Origin of the sequence: Kineococcus gurbantunggutensis (assembly GCF_050871925.1) — a bacterium.
In the GTDB taxonomy this organism is placed as follows: Bacteria; Actinomycetota; Actinomycetes; order Actinomycetales; family Kineococcaceae; genus Kineococcus.
In genome coordinates, this window is record NZ_JBJLSG010000304.1 from 1 (window position 1) to 2,380 (window position 2,380).

Sequence of the window (2,380 nt, forward strand, 5' to 3'; positions counted from 1 at the left end):
AGCGCCCGCGCGACCAGAACTCCACCACCACGTGGTCGTGCGCGAAGCCGGGGGTGAAGCAGTGCGCGAAACCCACCCGGCTGCGCGCGGGCACCGCGCGCTGGCGCAGCGCACCGACCACCAGCAGCGCGTGGTCGCGGCAGCACCCGGCCACCCGCTCCCCCACCGCCCGCGGATGGTCCAGCCCCGCACCGTGCCGGCGCTGGTCCACCTCCAAGATGATTTCCAGCCAGCGGCTGTCGACCTCGTCCCACCGCGACGCGGACAGGTCGGACAGCTCGGCGCGGTAGTGCGCGATGACGTTGCGCGAGGCGGCGCACACGCTGGCCAGGTCATCGGGCAGGGCACCCAGCAGCGCGGCGTGCCGGCCGGGGTCGGAGTACGGGCTGTGGCGGGTGAAGTCCTCCAGCGTCACCACGGGTGCGTCCTCTCGCCTCGATGAGCTGTTCGGGCTTTGCGCGCAGCAGCTGGGCTCGCGCCGGTGGCGCTCACCTTCAGACCGTGCGTGCCACGCGTACTCACCGCTGCTGACGGCACCGCTGCCGGAACAGGTCCCGACCCGGGGCATCTCACCAACGATCGGCTGCGCGACACCGGACACCGCTGTGGACATCCTCCAAGCCCGCTGACCGGCGCCCGCTCCCGCGCCCGGTCCGCGCTGTGCCGGCGTGCGCCAGGCTGCGCGCATGAGCGAGGCCAGGCGATTGATCACCTCCATCGACATCGACGAGGCAGTGGGAGCGGAGCTCGACGACGACCGCCGGCTGTCCATCTCGGCGCTGCTCGAGCTCACCGACAGGCGGCGCCTGAGGCTGCTCGAGGACCGCGGCTGGTCCACCAGCGGCCCCAGCGGCATCTGGTCCCACCAGTCGGTGGAGACGCTGACGGAAACCGCGCACGGTGGTCGGGCCCGACGAACCACCCCAGGGGCACTCCCACGAGGAGGCAACCTCGATGCACCGGGCCCGCCTGGCGGGCATCGCCCAAGCGCAGGGAGTGCCCATGGAGGCGGGTGAGCTGGCGGCGCTGCCGCACGAGGTGGACATCAGCCCCGCATCCGGGCACGGCTGACCCGCTGAGCTGAGCGGTGCGCGCACGCGCCGGGCTCCTCACCCGCCCGGGGCGTCGTCATCGACGTCCTCGTCGATGCGTTCGTCGATGCGCTGCAGCCGCTGCAGGAAGGCCGGCGTCAGCGCCTGGGAGGCACCCAGGACCTCCAGACCCAGCACCCGCCCGTCGGCGTCGAGGTCCACGACCAGCTGCCAGGCGCCGCGCCGGGCGGTGTGGGCGAAGACCTGGCGCTCAGGTGCGTGCTCGCCGTGGCCGAGGCCGTCGCACTCACCGTTGAAGTACAGGTACGCCGCGTCGACGCCCTCGCTGGCGTCCCAGGTGCCGTTCACGCCCGCCACCTCGCCTGCCCGCACCTGCCAGCGGGCGTGGCCAGCCGCTTGGAGGAGGGCCGCTCCTGCCAGGGTCCGGTCGGCGAGGGCCCGGTCGGCGAGGGCCCGGTCGGCGAGGGCCCGGTCGGCGAGGGCCCGGTCGGCGAGGGCCCGGTCGGCGAGGGCCCGGTCGGCGAGGGCCCGGTCGGGCGTGAGCGCGCTCTCGTGCCGCTGAGCACCGCCGGCACCAGCACCCGGTGCACCTAAGAGCGCCACAAGGCATCCAGCAGCGGGCCGTGCGCCGGCACCCGCGACCACCACCAGCTGCCCACACCGGCGTGCCAGCTCCAGCGCTGCAGCAGCCCCAGCTCATCGGGCACGGTGGCCGCGCTGAAGGCGCGATCGCCCACGGCCAGCGCCCTGCTGATCGCCACCGCCGTACCCCGGGGCATGCGCCCCAGGTCGCGCTGCCAACGGTCCCGCTCCTCCAGCGCGTGCACGTACACATCCAGCCCTCCCTCGCCGTGCGCCAGGCCCGCACCGAAGCGCTGCCAGTCGCGCACCTGCAGCCCCAGCAGCGGTGACGGATCGCGCGGTGTGGGCTGGCGCAGTGCCCGCACGGCGCTTCGCCCGCAGGCGTTCAACCGCACCGGCACACCGGCGGTGGGGTCGTGCCCCGCGCGGCGCTCACGGAGCTCAGCGTGTCCGGGGTGCTCAGGGTGCTCACCGGCCGGTGGGGTCCGGGGCCGCTGCGGTCGCCGCCGCCGCAGCGGCTGCACACCGGCGAGGAGGTCCTCGGCCAAGACCTGGCGCGACGCTGGTGTCCCGGGCGTCAGGGGCGCGGTGGTGTCCATGTGCAGGGCCCGCGCGTGAGGGAAGGGATCCGGAGCACGAACGCCCCGGTCGCGGACCTACCTGTGCGAGCAAGCTAGCAGCGCCCCAGCACCAGCGGCACGAGTCGTTCCCGGCAGCTCGGACACCTCGCGCGGTGGGCGCGCTGG

General features: G+C 74.6%; 3 protein-coding genes and 1 pseudogene. 1 reads left to right on the forward strand and 3 read right to left on the reverse strand.

The features are described from left to right. Positions 1–418, reverse strand: a pseudogene (locus ACRYR7_RS25230) (transglutaminase domain-containing protein); the annotation flags it as partial. Between the two features lie 691 nt (positions 419–1,109). Further along, the gene (locus ACRYR7_RS25235; RefSeq protein WP_432575125.1) at positions 1,110–1,400 is read right to left on the reverse strand and encodes a DUF2283 domain-containing protein; all 291 of its coding nucleotides are present in this window, start codon (positions 1,398–1,400) and stop codon (positions 1,110–1,112) included. 36 nt (positions 1,401–1,436) lie between these two features. Here ACRYR7_RS25235 and ACRYR7_RS25240 point away from each other — a divergent pair, with 36 nt between their 5' ends. After that, entirely contained in the window at positions 1,437–1,646 is a 210-nt protein-coding gene (locus ACRYR7_RS25240) for a hypothetical protein (protein ID WP_432575127.1), read from the forward strand. On the opposite strand, the gene ACRYR7_RS25245 is transcribed toward ACRYR7_RS25240, so the two are convergent. Next, positions 1,643–1,999 carry a hypothetical protein gene (locus ACRYR7_RS25245; RefSeq protein ID WP_432575129.1) on the reverse strand — a complete coding sequence of 119 codons (357 nt, stop codon included), beginning with the start codon at positions 1,997–1,999 and terminating at the stop codon, positions 1,643–1,645. The two genes, ACRYR7_RS25240 and ACRYR7_RS25245, sit on opposite strands and share 4 nt — an antisense overlap. Positions 2,000–2,380: the final 381 nt, after the last annotated feature.